Source organism: Pantoea sp. GABEPS69, assembly GCF_045780835.1.
In the GTDB taxonomy this organism is placed as follows: domain Bacteria; phylum Pseudomonadota; class Gammaproteobacteria; order Enterobacterales; family Enterobacteriaceae; genus Pantoea; species Pantoea septica.
On sequence record NZ_CP118618.1, the window covers coordinates 1,029,560 to 1,048,563 of the forward strand.

Annotated in this window: 18 protein-coding genes; 14 read left to right on the forward strand and 4 right to left on the reverse strand. The window is 61.9% G+C overall.

Translation table 11 applies throughout. The features are described 5' to 3' along the window. The first annotated feature begins 64 nt into the window (after positions 1 to 64). From PVE98_RS04865 to pstB, 3 genes are read left to right on the forward strand one after another with little or no spacing between them, the layout of a single operon-like run. Complete coding sequence (locus PVE98_RS04865; protein WP_313619568.1) at positions 65 to 2,149, forward strand: ABC transporter permease subunit; 2,085 nt, start codon at positions 65 to 67, stop codon at positions 2,147 to 2,149. After that, a complete protein-coding gene (gene pstA / locus PVE98_RS04870; RefSeq protein ID WP_096073612.1) occupies positions 2,146 to 3,786 on the forward strand; it encodes a phosphate ABC transporter permease PstA in 1,641 nt (546 codons plus the stop codon). The genes PVE98_RS04865 and pstA overlap by 4 nt, the downstream gene beginning before the upstream one ends. A gap of 12 nt (positions 3,787 to 3,798) precedes the next feature. After that, positions 3,799 to 4,566: a phosphate ABC transporter ATP-binding protein PstB gene (gene pstB, locus PVE98_RS04875; protein WP_096073611.1), complete on the forward strand. Its 768-nt coding sequence runs from the start codon at positions 3,799 to 3,801 to the stop codon at positions 4,564 to 4,566. Positions 4,567 to 4,824: 258 nt separating this feature from the next. Here pstB and purN read toward each other — a convergent pair whose 3' ends face one another. After that, complete coding sequence (purN, locus tag PVE98_RS04880) at positions 4,825 to 5,463, reverse strand: phosphoribosylglycinamide formyltransferase (RefSeq protein WP_096073610.1); 639 nt, start codon at positions 5,461 to 5,463, stop codon at positions 4,825 to 4,827. Next, a complete protein-coding gene (gene purM, locus PVE98_RS04885) occupies positions 5,460 to 6,500 on the reverse strand; it encodes a phosphoribosylformylglycinamidine cyclo-ligase (protein WP_333620584.1) in 1,041 nt (346 codons plus the stop codon). The genes purN and purM overlap by 4 nt, the downstream gene beginning before the upstream one ends. A 239-nt stretch (positions 6,501 to 6,739) precedes the next feature. On the opposite strand from purM, the gene upp reads away from it, so the two are divergent. The 3 genes from upp (at position 6,740) to hda (ending at position 9,507) form a co-directional block, all read left to right on the forward strand. Continuing rightward, entirely contained in the window at positions 6,740 to 7,366 is a 627-nt protein-coding gene (gene upp, locus PVE98_RS04890; RefSeq protein ID WP_033753846.1) for a uracil phosphoribosyltransferase, read from the forward strand. 64 nt (positions 7,367 to 7,430) lie between these two features. Further along, positions 7,431 to 8,714, forward strand: coding sequence for a uracil permease (gene uraA, locus PVE98_RS04895; protein ID WP_333620585.1), 1,284 nt, complete (start codon positions 7,431 to 7,433; stop codon positions 8,712 to 8,714). Positions 8,715 to 8,805: 91 nt separating this feature from the next. Continuing rightward, positions 8,806 to 9,507, forward strand: coding sequence for a DnaA inactivator Hda (hda, locus tag PVE98_RS04900; protein WP_222707497.1), 702 nt, complete (start codon positions 8,806 to 8,808; stop codon positions 9,505 to 9,507). Here hda and arsC read toward each other — a convergent pair. Continuing rightward, positions 9,504 to 9,845 carry an arsenate reductase (glutaredoxin) gene (gene arsC / locus PVE98_RS04905; protein ID WP_033753839.1) on the reverse strand — a complete coding sequence of 114 codons (342 nt, stop codon included), beginning with the start codon at positions 9,843 to 9,845 and terminating at the stop codon, positions 9,504 to 9,506. The two genes, hda and arsC, sit on opposite strands and share 4 nt — an antisense overlap. A gap of 6 nt (positions 9,846 to 9,851) precedes the next feature. After that, positions 9,852 to 11,315: a M48 family metallopeptidase gene (locus PVE98_RS04910; RefSeq protein ID WP_033753836.1), complete on the reverse strand. Its 1,464-nt coding sequence runs from the start codon at positions 11,313 to 11,315 to the stop codon at positions 9,852 to 9,854. 735 nt (positions 11,316 to 12,050) lie between these two features. On the opposite strand from PVE98_RS04910, the gene PVE98_RS04915 reads away from it, so the two are divergent. The 8 genes from PVE98_RS04915 to PVE98_RS04950 all read left to right on the forward strand — a co-directional run bounded on the left by PVE98_RS04915 (position 12,051) and on the right by PVE98_RS04950 (position 18,977). Next, the gene (locus tag PVE98_RS04915; protein ID WP_033753833.1) at positions 12,051 to 12,656 is read left to right on the forward strand and encodes a DsrE family protein; all 606 of its coding nucleotides are present in this window, start codon (positions 12,051 to 12,053) and stop codon (positions 12,654 to 12,656) included. 34 nt (positions 12,657 to 12,690) lie between these two features. Next, positions 12,691 to 13,299 carry a DsrE family protein gene (locus PVE98_RS04920; RefSeq protein WP_033753830.1) on the forward strand — a complete coding sequence of 203 codons (609 nt, stop codon included), beginning with the start codon at positions 12,691 to 12,693 and terminating at the stop codon, positions 13,297 to 13,299. Positions 13,300 to 13,427: 128 nt separating this feature from the next. After that, a complete protein-coding gene (locus PVE98_RS04925; RefSeq protein WP_051905647.1) occupies positions 13,428 to 14,465 on the forward strand; it encodes a substrate-binding domain-containing protein in 1,038 nt (345 codons plus the stop codon). Then, on the forward strand, positions 14,444 to 15,466 hold the full coding sequence (locus tag PVE98_RS04930) for an ABC transporter substrate-binding protein (RefSeq protein WP_033753828.1): 1,023 nt from the start codon (positions 14,444 to 14,446) through the stop codon (positions 15,464 to 15,466). The genes PVE98_RS04925 and PVE98_RS04930 overlap by 22 nt, the downstream gene beginning before the upstream one ends. After that, complete coding sequence (locus PVE98_RS04935) at positions 15,466 to 16,335, forward strand: ABC transporter permease (RefSeq protein WP_187143660.1); 870 nt, start codon at positions 15,466 to 15,468, stop codon at positions 16,333 to 16,335. Before PVE98_RS04930 ends, PVE98_RS04935 begins: the two co-directional genes overlap by 1 nt. Next, entirely contained in the window at positions 16,335 to 17,150 is an 816-nt protein-coding gene (locus tag PVE98_RS04940) for an ABC transporter permease (RefSeq protein ID WP_096073927.1), read from the forward strand. Before PVE98_RS04935 ends, PVE98_RS04940 begins: the two co-directional genes overlap by 1 nt. Beyond that, positions 17,147 to 18,136: an ABC transporter ATP-binding protein gene (locus PVE98_RS04945; protein WP_096073608.1), complete on the forward strand. Its 990-nt coding sequence runs from the start codon at positions 17,147 to 17,149 to the stop codon at positions 18,134 to 18,136. The genes PVE98_RS04940 and PVE98_RS04945 overlap by 4 nt, the downstream gene beginning before the upstream one ends. Before the next feature lie 10 nt (positions 18,137 to 18,146). After that, positions 18,147 to 18,977 (forward strand): phosphodiesterase, encoded by an 831-nt coding sequence (locus PVE98_RS04950; protein WP_096073607.1) that lies wholly within the window; start codon positions 18,147 to 18,149, stop codon positions 18,975 to 18,977. Positions 18,978 to 19,004: the final 27 nt, after the last annotated feature.

The following is a 19,004-nucleotide window of genomic DNA, read 5'->3' on the forward strand; positions in this document are numbered from 1 at the left end:
TAGTTGTCTTATCAACCAGCTACGGGCAACATAGCGGCTTAATACCGATCTCATTCAGAGCCGCATGAGCCTAAAGCATATTCCCGTCAACTTCAGCGACCGCCGTCGCCGCGCTATCGATCGCTTTACGCGGCGCATGGTCACGTCCTGCGGCATCGCTATTCTGCTGCTGATGCTGCTGCTCTTTTTCTGGTTGATTTGGGTGGTCCTGCCGTTGTTCGTCGCGCCGGGCCTTCATACGCAGGCCACACAGCAGCTATGGGACAGCCAGCCCGCGCTGATAGTCGGTAATCAGGGCGATCGGGGCTGGCGTATTGGACGCGACGGCGCGGCGCGCTTTATTCCGCTTGACGGTCAGCCCGCCGAAACGCCGCTGATGCTGCGCCCGACGCCGCAGCAGGTGGTGAGCAGCGCCGATGGCCGCACGCTGTTGCTGAGCGCACAAAGCGGGATGCTGCTGCTGCAGCCCGCAGAGGGCGACTGGCGCTTTCCGCTCGGCGATACGCCTTTGAGCCTGCCTGGTGGCGCGGTGAAAACGATGGCGCTGGCGACGCTGAATGAAAATAAATGGCGGATCGCCTTTCTGACCGAAAAGGGGCTCAGCGTCATGACGCTCGCGTCTCAGCAGGCGCCGCGCGCGGTCGAGCTGCCGCAGGGGCATGCCGACCATCTGCTGCTGTCGCCGCAGGGCGATCTGCTCTATGCCAGCGAAGGCAATGTGCTGCGCGTCTGGCAGCTCGACGACGAGCGCGCGACCCTACGCGAAACCGTAACCCTGGCGCAGCCGCCGCGCAGCCTGCATCTGCTGGCGGGCGGGCGAAGTTTGTTAATTCAGGATGGACGCGGCGTAACGCAGTGGTTTGCCATCGCTGGCGAGGAAGGGCCGCGGCTGCATGAAATCCGCACCTTCGTCGGCAGCAGCCCGACCGCGGCGATTATTACGGAACCGCAGCGTCGCGTCTTCGCTACCCTGGAGCCTGACGGCGCGCTGAAGCTGTTCGCCAGCAAGCAGCCCGGCCCGATCCTGCAGCGTCAGCTGGCGCCCGGCGTCACGCGCGCCTCCTTCTCGCCGCGCGGCGACGCGCTGCTGCTGGAGCGTGCCGGAAGCTGGCAGGTATTGCGTATCGATAATCCCTGGCCGGACGTCAGCTGGCGCAGCTTCTGGCAAAAAATCTGGTATGAAAACTATCCCGCGCCGGACTGGGTCTGGCAGTCCACCAACGCCGCAGACAGCTATCAGGCCAAGTTTAGCTTTATGCCGATGGTCGTCGGCACGCTGAAAGCAGCGGCGCTGTCGCTGCTGTTCGCCACGCCGCTGGCGCTGGCGGCCGCGATGTACACCGCCTGGTTTATGGCGCCAGGATTGCGCCGCTGGGTCAAGCCGGCGATTGAAATGATGGGCGCGCTGCCCAGCGTGGTGATCGGGCTTATCGCCGGACTCTGGCTGGCGCCGCATATCAGCCAGGCGCTGCTCGGGGTCTTGCTGCTGCCGCTGACGCTGGCGGCCACGCTGCTTATCTGCGGCGCGCTCAGCCGACATCTGCCGCCGCGCTGGCGTCAGCCGGGACGCGAGGTGATGCTGCTGCTGCCGCTGCTGCTGGTCGTGACGCTGGGCACCCTGATCGTTCCGACCTTGCTGATGCGCGACGCCGCGGAGTGGCTGCCGCACTACGAGCAGCGCAACCTGCTGGTGGCCGGGCTGGCGATGGGCTTTGCGCTGGTGCCGCTGATTTTCACCCTGTCGGAGGATGCGCTGTTCAGCGTGCCCGCGGCGCTGGGGCAAGGGTCGCTGGCGCTGGGCGCCACGCCGTGGCAGACCCTGACGCGCGTGGTGCTGCCGGGGGCGTCGGCGGGGATTTTCGCCGCGCTGATGATCGGCTTTGGCCGCGCGGTCGGCGAAACCATGATTGTGCTGATGGCGACCGGCAACACGCCGCAGAGTCAGGGCGGGCTCTTTTCCGGGCTACGCGCGCTTTCCGCTAATATCGCCATCGAGATGCCGGAAGCGGCGGCAGGCAGCGCGCACTACCGAATACTCTTTCTCAGCGCGCTGATGCTGCTGATCTTTACCCTGATCATCAATACGCTGGCCGAGCTGATCCGCCAGCGCCTGCGCCAGCGATACGGGCAGCATGAGGGCCAGGCATGAAGACGATGCGACAAAACGACCGCTGGCGCTGGCTGACCGCAGGCGCGGTCGCCGTCTGCCTGCTGGCCTTTACCCTGCTGATTGCGCTGCTGGCGTGGCAGGGAATGCGCGCCTTCTGGCCGCAGCGCGTCGACCTCTACCAGCTGACGCAGCCGGAAGGGCAGACCACGGCGCTGCTGGGCGAAACCCTGGAGCATCAGCCGAACTTTCCTGCGCCCGCGGCGCAAGGTGAGGCGTTGCCACCGGTCAGCCACGTTCACCGCTACCTGATCAAAACCGGCAACCGCGACTGGGACGCGCCCGATTTCCGCGTGATCTATGCGCGCGAGGCGCTCAGGGTCAGCCAGCCGAAAGAGGTGATGGTGCTGCAGCGGCGCAGCGGCGGCAATGCTTACGGCTGGTTCGCCGGCCTGCGTGAAGATAATGAGGCGCTGACGGCGCGCGATCCCGATGCGCTGCTGCATCAGCGGCTGGGGCAGGTGCGCGAACTGCTGCATAAAATTCATCGCATCCGTCATGTCGATCTGACCCGGCTCAACGATCAGCTGGCGGCGCTGGATGCGCGCGCCGATCGGCTGCGGCAGCGGCAGCAGTTCGATACGCGCGCGCTGTCGGAGTTCGAGGCGAACCAGGCGGCGCTGCAGCGCCGTTTCGCCCGTCTCAGCAGCCGGCTGGCCGATCTGCAGCGCGAGAGCCAGCGCGACGTGGTGATCCTGCGCGACGCGCAGCACCGCGAGCACGCCATCCCGCTGGCGCAGGTGGTCGAAGCCTGGCGTCCTAACGCCATGAGCGCGCAGCAGAAGCTGACGCACGCGCTGCGTCAGATCTGGCATTTCGTCAGCGATTCGCCCGCAGAGGGCGAGAGCGACAGCGGCGCGTTTCCGGCGATTTTCGGCACCGTGCTGATGGTGCTGCTGATGTCGCTGGTGGTGATGCCGTTGGGCGTTATCGCCGCTATCTGGCTGCATGAGTATGCCGGGCGCAACGCCCTGACGCGGCTGGTGCGCATCGCGGTGGTCAATCTGGCGGGCGTGCCGTCGATCGTGTATGGCGTGTTCGGGCTGGGCTTTTTCGTCTGGCTGGCTGGCGGCACGCTCGATCAGCTCTTCTTTTCCCGCTCGTTGCCCAGTCCCACTTTCGGTACGCCGGGGCTGCTGTGGGCGTCGCTGACGCTGGCGCTGCTGACGCTGCCGGTGGTGATCGTCGCCACCGAAGAGGGACTGTCGCGCATCCCCGACTCGCTGCGTCAGGGCTCGCTGGCGCTGGGCGCCACCCAGGCGGAGACGCTATGGCACGTGGTGCTGCCGATGGCGCTGCCGGCGATGCTCACCGGCCTGATTCTGGCAGTGGCGCGCGCGGCGGGAGAGACCGCGCCGCTAATGCTGGTGGGCGTAGTCAAGATGGTGCCGGAGCTGCCGGTCGACGCGGTCTTTCCCTGGCTGCATCTTGACCGCAAATTTATGCACCTCGGCTTCCAGATTTACGATCTCGCCTTTCAGAGTCCCAACGTCGAGGCGGATCGCCCGCTGGTTTACGCCACGGCGCTGCTGCTGGTGACCATTATTCTGTCGCTTAACCTGCTGGCGATGGCGCTGCGCCATCGGCTGCGCGAACGCTACCGGCTGATGACCCAATAAAAGATGATGACTATGATGCCCGACACCGAAACGGCGCTGACGCTAAACCACCTTTCGTTATGGTATGGCGACCGTCAGGCGCTGCATGATATTTCGCTGCGTATTCCCGAAAAGCGCATTACCGCGCTGATTGGGCCTTCCGGCTGCGGCAAATCGACGCTGCTGCGCTGTTTTAATCGCATGAACGACGTGGTGGACAGCTGCCGTATCGAAGGCGAAATTCTGCTGGGCAGCCACGACATTATGCAGCCGGCGCAGGATCTCTCGGCGCTGCGCCGCCGGATCGGCATGGTGTTTCAGCGTCCCAATCCGTTTCCTAAGTCGATTTATGAAAATGTGGTGTACGGCCTGCGGCTGCAGGGCGTGCGCGACAGGCGAGTGCTGAACGAGGCGTGCGAACGCGCGCTGCGTGCCGCGGCGCTGTGGGGCGAGGTGAAGGATCAGCTGGGACAAAACGCGCTGACGCTCTCTAGCGGCCAGCAGCAGCGGCTGGTGATCGCGCGCGCCATCGCTATCGAACCGGAAGTCCTGCTGCTGGACGAGCCGACGTCGGCGCTCGATCCTATCTCGACGCTGGTGATTGAAGAGCTGATGACCACGCTGAAGCAGCACTTTACGCTGGTGCTGGTCACCCACAATATGCAGCAGGCGTCGCGCGTCTCCGACTACACCGCCTTTATGCATCAGGGCGCGGTGGTGGAGTTCGATGAAACGGATCGCATCTTTACCTCGCCGCGCAACCGGCGCACCGAGGATTACATTACCGGGCGCTACGGCTGAGGTAGCGGTACGTGTTCTCACAGGTAGCTAACAAAGTCAAAACGTAGCTGGCATGGGCAGAAGAGCAAAGCGTCCTGCGGCAGGGACAAAAACGCCGGGAGCGTTTTTGAACAGCGCAGAGCGCTGGCCCGTTTACGGGCGCACCTCAGGGAGGAGGTGCGTGTCCGCGCAGGCCGAGCGCGTATGGATACCTTGAGCGGCCTGGCGATCGATCCATGCCCTCTACGTAAGCACGGATAAATCAAACAGCTTTATGCCCTAGTCGTACGCGTAGCCCTGCGGCGGCAGCGGCTGATTATCCAGCCAGGCCTTGCCTTCGCGCATCGCTAACCGACCCTCGACAAACCAGCTAATCACCAGCGGATAGATCGCATGCTCCTGATGCTGCACGCGCGCCGTAACCTCGTCTTCACTGTCGTCAGGGAAAACCGGCACGCGAGCCTGCAGTATCACCGGGCCGCCGTCCAGCTCGTCGGTCACGAAATGCACCGACGTGCCGTGTTCGGCGTCGCCGTTCGCCAGCGCCTGACGATGGGTGTGCAGGCCAGGGTATTTCGGCAGCAGGGAAGGGTGGATATTGAGCAGGCGATCCTGATAATGCGCGACAAAGGCGCTGCTCAGGATGCGCATATAACCCGCCAGCACCACCAGATCCGGCGCGTACGCGTCGATCTCCCGCATCAGCTGACGATCAAAGGCTTCGCGATCGGGGAAATCGCCCGCCGCCAGCGCATGGGCCGGCACGCCCGCGTCGCGCGCGCGCGTCAGGCCGTAAGCGGTCGATTTATTACTGAAAACGGCAGCGACGCTGCCGTTAATCCGCCCGCTTGCGCAGGCGTCGAGGATGGACTGAAGATTACTTCCGTTGCCGGAGATCAGTACAACCAGCTTTTTCATGCGTTGATAACCACGCGCTCTTCCGCATCTGACGCCTTGATCACGCCGATCTGCCAGGCTTTTTCGCCCGCGGCGCGCATCAGCTCTACCGCCTTGTCGGCTTCGGCGGCGCTCAGGGCGATCACCATGCCGACGCCGCAGTTAAAGGTGCGGTACATCTCGTGGCGGCTGACGTTGCCCGCCTGCTGCAGCCAGTCAAAGACAGCGGGCCATTCCCAGCTCTTCTCATCGATCACCGCCTGGGTATGATCCGGCAACACGCGCGGAATATTTTCCCAGAAGCCGCCGCCGGTCAGATGGGCAATCGCATGCACATCCACCTGCTCGATCAGGCTAAGAATATTTTTCACGTAGATGCGGGTCGGTTCCAGAAGGTGGTCCGCCAGCGGGCGGCCGTCCAGCTGTTTCGTCAGCGGATCGGTCTGGCTCACTTCGAGGATTTTGCGCACCAGCGAATAGCCGTTAGAGTGCGGGCCGCTGGAGCCCAGCGCGATCAGCACGTCGCCGTCCTGTACTTTTGAACCGTCGATAATTTCAGATTTCTCAACCACGCCGACGCAGAATCCCGCCACGTCGTAATCTTCGCCGTGGTACATGCCCGGCATTTCAGCGGTTTCGCCGCCTACCAGCGCGCAGCCGGACTGCAGACAGCCCTCGGCGATGCCGGTGATAACGGAAGAGGCGGTCTCGACGTCCAGCTTGCCGGTGGCGTAATAGTCGAGGAAAAACAGCGGTTCCGCGCCCTGAACCACCAGATCGTTCACACACATGGCGACCAGATCGATGCCGATAGCGTCATGGCGCTTCAGATCCATCGCCAGACGCAGCTTGGTGCCGACGCCGTCGGTTCCGGAGACCAGCACCGGCTCGCGATATTTCTGCGGCAGCGCGCAAAGGGCGCCGAAACCGCCCAGCCCACCCATTACTTCCGGGCGACGGGTCTTTTTCACCACGCCTTTAATACGATCAACCAGAGCATTACCAGCATCGATATCAACGCCGGCGTCTTTGTAGCTGAGAGAGGTCTTGTCGGTCACTGCGGAATCCCCACGCGATTGCGGTTGGTGGTTAACAAAAAGCGCGGCAATTCTAACAGCGCAGGCAAACGTTTGCGAGTCCCATTGCCTGGTCAAATTGCGCGCCGGACGATTTTCATCAATCCTTGAATGACGGATCAAAACTTAGCCTCTTTGCGCAACGACATATGGCGCGCCTGCGAAAAGGCGGTATAATCCCGCGATTTTTTTTTAGCTCAACTCATTCCGGGAGAACACCAATGAAGATCGTGGAAGTCAAACACCCGCTGGTCAAACATAAACTGGGCTTGATGCGTGAGCACGATATCAGTACCAAGCGCTTCCGCGAGCTGGCGTCGGAAGTCGGCAGCCTGCTGACCTACGAAGCCACCGCCGACCTGGAAACCGAGCGCGTCACCATCGAAGGCTGGAACGGTCCGGTGGAAATCGATCAAATCAAAGGTAAAAAAATCACCGTTGTGCCGATTCTGCGCGCCGGTCTGGGGATGATGGAAGGGGTGCTGGAGCATGTGCCAAGCGCGCGCATCAGCGTGGTCGGGGTCTACCGCGACGAAGAGACGCTGGAGCCGGTGCCCTATTTCCAGAAGCTGGTCTCCAACATCGAAGAGCGCCTGGCGCTGGTGGTCGACCCGATGCTGGCCACGGGCGGCTCGATGATCGCCACCATCGATCTGCTGAAAAAAGCGGGCTGCAGCAGCATCAAGGTGCTGGTTTTGGTCGCCGCGCCGGAAGGCATCGCCGCGCTGGAGAAGGCGCATCCGGACGTTGAGCTCTACACCGCGTCGGTGGATCGCGGCCTGAATGAAAAGGGGTATATCATTCCAGGGCTGGGCGATGCCGGCGACAAGATTTTCGGAACGAAGTAACTGAATCAGCCGACCAGAGAGTCGGCTTTTTTTTGGCAAAAATAAACGTTGAAGGGGATAAATGATGACTCGTCGCGCCATTGGCGTCAGCGAACGACCGCCGCTACTGCAAACCATACCGCTCAGCCTGCAACATCTGTTCGCCATGTTCGGCGCAACGGTGCTGGTGCCGATCCTGTTTCATATCAACCCGGCGACGGTGCTGCTGTTCAACGGCGTCGGCACGCTGCTTTACCTTTTTATCTGCAAAGGCAAAATCCCTGCCTATCTCGGCTCCAGCTTCGCCTTTATCTCGCCTGTGCTGCTGCTCTTGCCGCTCGGCTATGAACTGGCGCTGGGAGGTTTTATCCTGTGCGGCGTGCTGTTCTGCATCGTGGCGCTGATTGTGAAAAAGGCCGGCACTGGCTGGATCGACGTAATGTTTCCGCCGGCGGCGATGGGCGCGATCGTGGCGGTTATCGGTCTGGAGCTGGCGGGCGTGGCGGCCAATATGGCGGGATTGCTGCCGGCAGAAGGCGCGAGTCCCGACAGCACCACCGTGACTATCTCGCTGGTGACGCTGGGCGTGACGGTGTTCGGCTCGGTGCTGTTCCGCGGCTTCCTCGCCATTATCCCTATTCTGGTGGGCGTGGTGGCAGGCTACGCGCTCTCGTTTGTTATGGGCATCGTCGACTGGACGCCGGTCTACAACGCGCCCTGGTTCGCGCTGCCGGCTTTCTATACGCCGCGCTTCGAGTGGGCGGCGATGCTGACCATTCTGCCCGCCGCGCTGGTGGTGATCGCCGAGCATGTCGGGCATCTGGTGGTGACCGCCAATATCGTGAAAAAAGATCTGATCCGCGATCCCGGCCTGCATCGCTCGATGTTCGCTAACGGCCTTTCCACCGTGATTTCCGGCTTTTTCGGCTCGACGCCGAACACCACCTACGGCGAAAATATCGGCGTAATGGCGATTACCCGCGTCTATAGCACCTGGGTGATCGGCGGCGCGGCGATCATCGCGATCCTGCTCTCGTGCGTCGGCAAGCTGGCGGCGGCGATTCAGGCGATCCCGGTGCCGGTCATGGGCGGCGTGTCGCTGCTGCTCTATGGCGTCATCGGCGCGTCAGGTATCCGCGTGCTGATTGAATCCAAAGTGGATTACAGCAAGGCGCAAAATCTGATCCTCACCTCGGTAATCCTCATCATCGGCGTCAGCGGAGCGAAAGTGCACATCGGCGCCGCGGAGCTGAAAGGCATGGCGCTGGCGACGCTGGTCGGCGTGCTGCTGGCGCTGATCTTCCGCGTTATCTCGCTGTTGCGCCCGGAAGAAGTGGTGCTGGACGCCGAAGAGAAGCGCGGTCACTAAACCCCGCGCGGGCAGGGACGCCCGTTATCCTCACCCGGTGAAAACTGTGGTAGACTTGCCCCGTTTTTTGCCTGTTCCTTTTGAGGTGCTTCTGAACACGCCGGCACAACTGTCACTGCCACTTTACTTACCGGACGACGAGACGTTCGCCAGCTTTTGGCCGGGGGAAAATCCGTCGCTTATTGCCGCGCTGAAAGGCGCCCTCAGTCAGCAACACGGCAGCTATCTCTATTTCTGGTCGCGCGAAGGCGGCGGCCGCAGCCATCTGCTGCACGCGGCGTGCGCGGAGATGTCGGCGCGCGGCGAAGCGGTCGGCTATGTGCCGCTGGATAAACGCACCTGGTTTGTGCCGGACGTGCTGGACGGCATGGAGCATCTGGCGCTGGTCTGCATCGATAATATCGAGTGCATCGCCGGTGAAGAGGCGTGGGAAATGGCGATCTTCGATCTCTATAACCGCATTCTGGAAACCGGCAAAACCCGGCTCTTTATCACTGGCGATCGGCCGCCGCGGCAGCTCAACCTCAACCTGCCCGATCTGGCGTCGCGTCTCGACTGGGGGCAGATCTATCGTCTGCAGCCGTTGAGCGACGAAGATAAGCTGCAGGCGCTGCAGCTGCGCGCCGGTATGCGGGGCTTTGAGCTGCCGGAAGATGTCGGCCGTTTCATGCTGAAACGCCTCGATCGCGAAATGCGCACGCTGTTCGAAACGCTGGATCGCCTCGATCACGCTTCGATTAGCGCGCAGCGCAAGCTCACCATTCCTTTCGTAAAAGAGACGCTCGGGCTTTAAAGGATCTCCAGCACCGCTTCCGGCGGCCGGCCGATGCGCGCCCGATCGCCGTTGATCACCACCGGACGCTCCAGCAACGCCGGATACACGGTCAGCGCCTCAAGCAGCTGCGCTTCGTCGGCATCTTCCAGCCGCAGCGTTTTATAAAGCTCCTCTTTGGTGCGCATCAGCTGCCGGACGCTGCTCATGCCGAGTTTTTGCAGCAGAATTTGCAGCGTCTCGCGATCCGGCGGGGTCTCCAGATAGCGGACGATCTCCGGCTGAACGCCGTTAGCCTCCAGCAGCGCCAGGGTTTCGCGGCTCTTGCTGCAGCGCGGATTGTGATAAATGGTGACCATGCTGGGTTATCCTTTTTGATACTGCTTGAAGCGGGTTTGCAGCTGACGAAGCTGGTCGATACGCGCGTCGTAGCGCGCCTGCTTCAGGCTGCCGACCGGCACCTGCGCGCTGGCGCTGCTCAGCGTGGTAATCGCCTGATCCAGCTGGCCATTAAGCGCCAGCGTTTCGGCACGCGCCGACATCTCTTCATCATTCAGTCCCTGCTGCGCCGACGCCTGCGCCAGCAGTTCCCAGCCGTTGACATCGTCCGGATGCGACCAGGTATAGCGATTCAAGATGCGGCTGGCGTTGGCGGGCTGTTTCGCCTCGACGTAAGCATTCGCCAGGTTTAGCTGCACTACCGGGCTGTTTTTAGCCGCGCCCGCGGCATTCAGACGGGCGATCGCCTGCTGCGGCTGATTCAGGCCGATATCGATATCGGTCATGATGTCGAGATACCAGACGTTATCGGGCTGCTTCGCCAGCAGCGGCTCAATGATCTTTCTCGCGTTGGCGAAACTCTTCGCCTGTAAAAACTGCACCGCTTTGCCGTACTGCGCCGCCTGCTGCTCGCGGCTGTTGCCGTGGCTATAGCTGTCCAGCAGTTCGTCGGTCAGCTGGTTGCGGCCGGTGGCGTACATGCCAAGCGCGCGCACTTTCGCCATGTAGTAATCCTGTGATGACTGCACCACCACCGGACGCATCTGGTTGGCGCGGTTGCGCGCATCCGCCAGGCGGCTATCGGGCAGGGGGTGCGTCAGCAGGATCTCCGGCGGCTTCGACGAGAAGCGGCTCTGATCGGCCAGCTTCTGTAAAAAATTGGGCATCGCCTCGGGATCGAATCCGGCGCGCTGCAGCACCTGAATGCCGATGCGATCCGCCTCCTGCTCGTTGCCCTGGGTGAAGCTGATAATACCCTGCTGGGTGCCCGCCAGCGTGCCGGTCAGCGCCGCCATGCCCGCCTGTGGACTGGCCATCGCCAGCAGAATCGACCCCAGCGCTCCGACCCAGGTCAGCGGCGCGTTACGCTTCTGATCTTCCATCGCGCGCGCCAGATGGCGCTGGGTAACGTGCGAGATCTCATGCGCCATCACCGACGCCAGCTGGCTCTCATTTTCGGTAAAGCGGAATAGCGAGGCGTGCAGCACTACGTTGCCGCCAAAGAAGGCGAAGGCGTTAAGCTCGTCGTTCTGGATCAGGAAAAAGTGGAAGGGCGTCTTCACCGAATCGGCATGGGCGACCAGACGCTGGCCGAGTTGGTTGATGTACTCATTAAGCAGCGGGTCGTTGATCAGCGGCGCGCTGGCGCGCAGCTGACGCACGTAAAAGTCGCCCATCTGCATCTCCTGACCGATAGAGAGCGTCGAGCCTGCGGTCGTGCCCATATCGGGCAGCGAGTCGCTGACGTCGGCCCAGGCGGACGCGTGCGGCATCAACATCAGGGTGGGAATCAGCGCGGCGAGTAGCGTTTTCTTTAACCGGTTCAACATGCCTGGATCCTGTAGAGAAACTCTGAGGCCTGGAAAGTACATTGTGCTTTTTCAGGGTAAAAGACGCGTCGCGCCTATCTTAACCAGAGCCTTAAGAGAAAGAAACGGTCTGCTCTGCTATTAGCACGCGCCGCAGCGGCGCTTTTGCAGTAAAAAATTGAACGTTAAGCGCAGGCGCGCTTTCGTTGAAAAACAAAACGCGCATTTATTTCATCAACAGGAAACGGCGCTATAGCAGCGCTGCAACAGGCGTCGCTTTTTTAAGCGAACCGCACGGGATAGCGAACAGTGATATAAAGCTGAGATAGCCAACACGCTTTTTAATTAAAGATATGTAAATTTACTCAAAAAAATTGAAGGTGGCATGTTTTTTTCCAGGCTTACTCTGAAAAAAACGCCCTAAAATGCCTTAGCGAGCGAAAGCGAAAATCAATAATTTTTATTATGACGCCAGCAAAGACTCTTTGGGGAATATCAATAGCTGGTACGTTATTCAGGGCATTAAATTTTATTTAACGCTGTTCTCTTCTTTAATATCGATCCACTTCAATCCTGACCAACACACACTTCGCCATCGAAAGTGTTCATCAATTAGCTTTATTAATAGTTCCCTTTGAAATTAACGCGCCGCTGGCGGTCAGCGCCGCGCCCTTTTGCCGCGCCGGGGCTGTGGTATAGATAGCTCACCCAATTCGGGATGTGAACCAGCGCTACGCTGTTGTCCGGAGATAATTTATGCGTTCAGCTGTATCTTACGCGCTCATCGCCATTATAGGCGGTGCTGTTGGCGCGGGCGTTACCCAGAGCGGCGCGCTCTATCAAAAAGTCGTTAACCATTTTGCCGCCAAACCCAGCGATCCCGACGGCTTCTGGAGCACGCCCGCCGTCGACGGCTACGGCAAGATTCATTACGAGCCGGACGCCGCCTTTAAACCGGTCGCGGGCCTGAGCAATAAGATCGTTTTCCAGATTACCCGCAGCGACGGCGCGATGACCGACGTCAATCTCGGCCTTGAGCGCGTGGCGCGCGTGGTCAATCTCTATGTCGCCTCCGGTGTGCCGGCGGAAGAGCTGAAATTCGTGGTCTCGGTAACGGGCGACGCGACGCCTGCGATGCTGGATAACGCCCACTTCAAACAGTTCTACGGCGTAGACAATCCCAACCTCAAGCTTATCAACCAGCTTGATAAGCTGGGCGTAAAGGTCTCCGTCTGCGATCAGTCGGTGGCTTTCCATCACTACCCTAACGACTGGATCGATAAATCGGTCGTCCATGCGCTCTCCAGCCCGACCACGGTCTCAACCCTGGAAAATCAGGGTTACGCATGGCTACAGATGTAATCACACTTCAAAAATAACAAGCAGGAGAATAACGATGCGTCCAGCGGCCTATATTGTGGTGGCGGCGATAGCCGGTTTTATTGGCGGCAATGTGTTACAGCTGCCGGAATTATATGACAAGGTGAGCGGCAAATTTGCCGGTAACACCACACAGCCAGCGGATTTCTGGAGTACGCCTGCGATTGAAGGCTTCGGCAAAATTCACTATGTCGACACGCCCGCTTTTAAACCAGGCACCGTGCCGGGCCTGAGCAATAAAATCGTTTTCCAGATTAACCGTAATGAAGGCGATATTCGTCAGCCGAATCTCGGGCTGGAGCGCGTCGCCCGCGTGACCAACCTCTATTACGCCGCAGGCGTGCCGCTGGATCAGCTGAAGTTCGTGGTGTCTATCAACAGCGATGCGGTACCGGCGGCGCTGAATAACGATCAGTTCCATAAAGCCTACGGCGTGGATAACCCCAACCTGAAGCTGATCGACGAGCTGAAAAAGGCGGGCGTGCAGGTCTCGATCTGCGACCAGTCGGTGGCCTTCCACAATCTGCAGCGCGACTGGATCGATCAGCGCGTGACCCACACCATCTCCAGCGGCACCACGGTGGCGACGCTGCAAAACGAAGGCTACGCCTTCCTGATGCTGTAAACCCTCTCCCGACAGCGGCCGCGCGCCGCTGTCATCTGTTTGTCATTCCGCTGCGATTGTTCTGTCATACAACCCCTTTACTTTGAGCGCCAGTGAGATCGTTCTCATTAGCGCATAAGGGGAGAAAAATGACGGATTTAGTCAGCGTAGCGAAACTGGCGGGCGTCTCGCGCGCCACGGCGGCGCGCGCCTTCTCCGATCCCCATCTGCTGAAAGAGAGCACGCTACAGCGCGTGCTGGCGGCGTCAGACCAGCTCGGCTTCCGTCCTAACCATATTGCGCGCCAGCTGCGCACTCAGAGCTCCACCACCCTCGGCGTGCTGCTGCCTTCGCTGCTTAATCCGGTGTTCGCCCAGCAGCTACAGGCGATGGAGCGTCAGGCGCGGCTGGCTGGCTTCGGGCTGCTGGTCGCCACCAGCGACTATCAGGCGGAACGCGAGGCGGCGATTGTCGAGCATATGCTGCGTCAGCGCGTCGCCGGGCTGGTGCTGACAGTAGCCGACGCGGACCGTAGCGCCGTGCTGCCGACGCTGGCCGCCGCGCAGATGCCCTTCGTGCTGGCGCACAACGTGCCGCAGAGCGCCAGCTGGCCGAGCGTGTGCGTCGATAACCGGCGCGCGATGGCCGAAGCGGCCGGACATCTGCTGGCGCTGGGCCACTGCCATATCGGCATGGTGACCGGGCCGGTCTGGCAGTCCGATCGCGCCCAGCAGCGCTTCCTCGGCTACTGCGACGCCATGCAGCAGGCCGGACTGAAACCCTTTCCGCTGATTGAGATGCCGAGCCACACGCGCTCCGACTTTCAGCAGCTGCGGCCGCGCCTGCAGGGCGCGAATCCGCTGACCGCAGTGATCTGCAGCAACGACCTGCTGGCCATCAGCCTGATGGGCGCTGCCGCGCGCGCGGGCGTTCAGGTGCCGACGCAGCTTTCCGTTATGGGCTTCGACGGTATTGAGACCGGCGAACATCTGACGCCGTCGCTGGCCTCGGTGGTACAGCCCAGCGATCTGCTCGGCGCCTGCGCCATCGATATGCTTTTACAACACGCCAGCGGCGGATCTCGCATGCTGGCGCACCACCTGCGGTTGGGCGAAAGCATCGCGCCCGCGCCGCGCTCTACCTTTGTCAACACCAGGGAATCCACATGTCAACGCACAACAGAATAAAGAGATTAACCGCTGCGGCGCTGCTGGCTGCATGCGGCATGGCGAGCCAGGCCGCCCACGCGGCGGAAAGCGCCATCTGCTACAACTGCCCGCCGGAGTGGGCGGACTGGGGAACGCAGCTGAAAGCCATCGCGCGCGACACCGGCATCCAGGTGCCGCAGGACAATAAAAACTCCGGCCAGGCGCTGGCGCAGATGGTCGCCGAGCAGGGCAATCCGGTCGCCGACGTGGTCTATTACGGCGTCAGCTTCGGCATCCAGGCGGCGGGCGCCGGCGTTATCGCCGACTACAAACCGGCGCACTGGGATGAGGTGCCAACAGGCATGAAGGATCCTGACGGCAAGTGGGTAGCGCTGCACTCGGGCACCATGGGCTTTATGGTCAATGTCGATGCGCTGGGCGGCGCGCCGCTGCCGACATCCTGGGATGACCTGCTGAAGCCGGAATATAAAGGCATGGTGGGCTATCTCGATCCCTCCAGCGCCTTCGTCGGCTACGTCGCCGCCGTGGCGGTTAACCAGGCAAAAGGCGGCACACTGCAGAATTTCGCGCCGGCGTTGAGCTGGTTCAAAAAACTGCAGGCCAACCAGCCGATCGTGCCGAAGCAGACCGCCTACGCGCGCCTGATTTCCGGCGAGATCCCCATTCTGCTCGACTACGACTTCAACGCCTACCGCGCGAAGTATAAAGACCATGCCAACGTCGCCTTCGTGATCCCGCAAGAGGGCACGGTTACGGTGCCGTACGTCATTAGTCTGGTGAAGAACGCGCCGCACGCCGCCAACGGCAAAAAAGTGATCGACTACGTGCTGTCGGATAAAGGTCAGGCTATCTGGGCCAACGCTTATCTGCGTCCGGTGCGTCCGTCGGCGATGTCCGCCGAGGCGAAGGCGAAGTTCCTGCCTGACAGCGACTATGCTCGCGCCACGACGGTGGATTACCAGCAGATGGCCGATGCGCAGAAAGCCTTTTCCGCCCGCTACCTGAGCGAGATCCGTTAATGTCGCTGCTGGAAACCCGCGGCCGCGCGCCGACGGCCCTGCGCCGTCGGGCGCATCATGGCGCGCGCTGGCCCTGGATGCTGCTGCCTGCGCTGCTGTTTCTCGCGGCCTTCTGGCTGCTGCCTTTCGCGCGTCTGCTGCAGATCGGGCTCTCGCCGGATCGCACCACGCAGCAGAGCGGCTACTGGACGGTAGTGAGCCAGCCGCAGTATCTGCAAAGCCTGCTCAACACCCTGCTGCTGTCGCTGGCGGTGACGCTGATAACGCTGCTGATCGCCGCCGTGGTCGGCTGTTTCCTGGCGCGCCAGCGCTTCGCCGGACGCGGCACGCTGCTGGCGCTGCTGACCTTTCCGCTCGCCTTTCCCGGCGTGGTTGTAGGGTTTCTGGTGGTGATGCTGGCGGGGCGACAGGGAGTACTGGCGCAGCTGAGCATGAGCCTGTTCCACGAGCGCTGGACGCTCGCCTATTCGCTCAGCGGTCTCTTTATCGGCTACCTCTACTTTTCGCTGCCGCGCGCCATCGTCACGCTGGTGGCGGCCAGCGAAAAGCTGGATCGTTCGCTGGAAGAGGCGGCGCGCTCGCTGGGCGCCAGCCAGTGGCGTATCACCTGGGACGTTATCGTGCCGGGACTGAAGCCGGCGCTGCTCTCCAGCGGCGCACTCTGCTTCGCCACCAGCATGGGCGCATTCGGCACTGCCTTTACGCTCGGCACCAGCCTTAGCGTGCTGCCGTTGACCATTTACGGCGAGTTCACCAACTACGCCAATTTCGCCACCGCGGCGGCGCTGTCGGTGGTGATGGGCGCGGTCGCCTGGCTGGGCCTGATGCTGGCGCGCGCGCTGACGCACGCTGGAGGAGAGCAACCATGATGAAACGTCGCGCGCTGTTCTGTCTGCAGGTCGGCGTTACCGCGCTGACGGCGCTGTTTATGATCGTGCCGGTGGTGCTGTCGATGCTGGCGGGCGTCACGGAGAATTACTTTATCGGTCTGCGCAGCGGCCTGACGCTGAAGTGGGTTGATCAGGTGTGGGCGCTCTACGCCGACACTTTCTGGCTGTCGCTGCTGATTGCGCTCTGCTGCCTGGCGATCACCGTCGCGATCGGACTGCCCGCCGCCTGGGGCCTGCTGAAGGCGCCGCCGCGCTGGGCCGCTCGCATCGAAGAGTGCCTGATGCTGCCGGTGGCGCTGCCGGGCCTCGCCACTGCGCTCGGCATTATTCTGCTTTACGGCCGGTTTAACGGCCTGCGCGACAGCTGGCTGTTTATCCTGATCGGCCATGTGCTCTTTACGCTGCCCTTTATGATCCGTCCGGTGCTGGCGGTGATGCAGGCGATTCAGCTGCCGCGCCTCGAAGAGGCGGCCGCCAGCCTCGGTGCCGGTTTCTGGCGCCGCTTTTTCACCGTGGTGGTGCCGAACTGCCGCAACGGCATTCTGGCGGGGGCGTTTATGGTGATAACGCTGTCGGTAGGCGAGTTCAATATTACCTGGATGCTGCATACGCCGCTGACCAAAACCCTGCCAGTCGGGCTGGCGGACAGCTACGCCTCGATGCGGCTGGAAGTGGGATCGGCCTATACGCTGATCTTTATCGTCATGATTTTACCGCTGTTGCTGATGCTCAACGCCTGCAATCACTGGCTCGAGCGCCAGGCGACGCGGAACGCCCTTAAGGAGCAGGCATGAATAACGATGCCGTTACCGTCACGCTGCGCCGCTGCGCGCGCCGCTTTCATCAACACACCGCCCTGCACCCGCTCGATCTCACCGTTCACGCCGGCGAAACCCTGGTGCTGCTCGGACCGTCCGGCTGCGGCAAAACCACCACGCTGCGCATTATCAGTGGTCTGGAAAGCAGCGACGAGGGCGGCGAGGTCTGGTTTGGCGATCGTGACGTCACCGCGCTGCCGATCGAGAAGCGCAACGTCGGCATGGTGTTCCAGAACTACGCGCTGTTTCCCAATATGAACGTGGCGCAGAACGTCGAGTATGGCCTCAAAGTGCAGGGCGTGGCGCGCGGCGAACGTGAAGCGCGCGTCAAAGAGATGCTGGCGCTGGTGGATCTCAGCGCGCTGGCGAACCGCGCCATCGACAAGCTTTCCGGCGGACAGAAGCAGCGCGTGGCGCTGGCGCGCGCGCTGGCCGCACGGCCGAAAGTGCTGCTGTTCGACGAACCGCTGGCGGCGCTCGACGCTAAACTGCGCGAGCGTCTGCGCATTGAGATCGGCGCGCTGCTGAAAAAGCTCGCCATTACCGCCGTCTACGTGACGCACGATCAGCAGGAGGCGATGGCGCTCGGCGATCGTATCGCGGTGATGGAGCAGGGGCGCATCGCCCAGATCGACACGCCGCAGGCGATTTATCAGCGTCCGGCGACGCGCTTCGTCGCCGATTTCGTCGGCGCCATCAACTGCGTTGAGACCGACGCCCGCGGCGAACCGCGTCAGTTCTGCCGACCGGAAGATATTCTGCTGGCGGACGACAATCGCTATGCGCGTCAGGGCTATATCGTCGGCAATACCTTTTTAGGCGCCATGCAGCGTTTGCAGATCGATATCGGTCTCGCCGCGCCGATTCAGGTCGAGCGCCATGCGCGGGAGGCCTGGCACGCCGGGCAGCGCGTCACCTGGACGCTGGCGCCGCGCGCCGCGCTGGATTTTACCGGTTATTAAGGAGAGCTCTGTGTCAGACAATTCGACGCTGATTGCGCAGATCAGCGACTTGCATATCAAGGCGAACGGTCGCCTGTCCTATAAAAAAGTCGATACCCAGGCCGCGCTGCTGCGCGCCATCGACACGCTTAACGCGCTGCGGCCGCAGCCGGATATGGTGGTGATCACCGGCGATCTGGTCGATTTCGGCACGATCGAGGAGTATGAGACGCTGCGGCTGGCGCTGCGTCGTCTGCAGCTGCCGTTTCGCCTGATGCCGGGCAACCATGACGATCGCCAGGCGCTGCGCGCGGTGTTTGTCGATCACGCCTATCTTCAGCACGGCGCCACCCTGAACTGGCAGCTAAAGGTCGGGCCGCTGCAGCTGCTTGCGCTCGACTCCAGCGTGCCGCAGCAGCCCTGGGGCTATGTCGATGAGCATCAGCTGACGTGGCTGGAGCAAAACCTGGCGCGTGAACCCGCCGCGCCGACGCTGGTGATGCTGCACCATCCGCCCTTTATCTGCGGCATCGACCATATGGATCGCCAGCGGCTGCGCAACCCCGACGCGCTGGCGATGGTGATCGCCCGGCATCCGCAGGTTGAGCGCGTGCTGTGCGGCCATCTGCATCGCAGCCTGCAAACGCGTTTCGCCGGCACGCTGGCGGTGTGCGCGCCGGGCCTCTCTCACCAGGTGGCCTTTGACCTGCAGCCCGACGGCCCGGCCCATTTCGTGCTGGAGCCGCCAGGTTTTTTGCTGCACCGCTGGCAGCCGGGGCAGGGCATGGTGACGCACCAGTGCGCCATCGGCGACTACTCCGGTCCCTGGCCCTTCTACGATCGGCACGGACTGATCGATTAGCGCCAGGCGTAAATAAACGGTTTCTGA